The organism is Neisseria sp. HMSC070F02 (assembly GCF_001814225.1).
Taxonomy (GTDB): domain Bacteria; phylum Pseudomonadota; class Gammaproteobacteria; order Burkholderiales; family Neisseriaceae; genus Neisseria; species Neisseria meningitidis.
Genome location: NZ_KV815402.1, coordinates 1 through 288 on the forward strand (window position 1 = coordinate 1; position 288 = coordinate 288).

At 51.7% G+C, this 288-nt stretch carries 1 protein-coding gene; it reads right to left on the reverse strand.

Annotated features, from left to right (window positions below):
- Positions 1 to 288: pilin (locus tag HMPREF2959_RS04415; protein WP_246829035.1), on the reverse strand; the 288-nt coding region annotated here is incomplete at both ends.

The window sequence follows — 288 nt, forward strand, 5'->3', positions numbered from 1 at the left end:
TTCCCGCTTTCGCGGGAATGACGGGATGTAGGTTCGTGGGAATGATTGGTGTCGATTTTCTTGTCGGCTTTGGCGTCGCGCGTAACCGGCTGTCCGCAGAACCATTTTACCGAACCGTTTTGACGCTTGGCCCACAGGGAGAGTTTTTTGCCTTGGATTTCTTTGTTTACGCCGCTTGAAAGCATTGTGGCGGTAACGACGCCGTTTGCGACTGTAACTTCCTTAACATATTTTCCTTTGATTTTAGAGGAGGTTGCCACGCCGGCAGAACTGTTGTCGCCGGGCCAT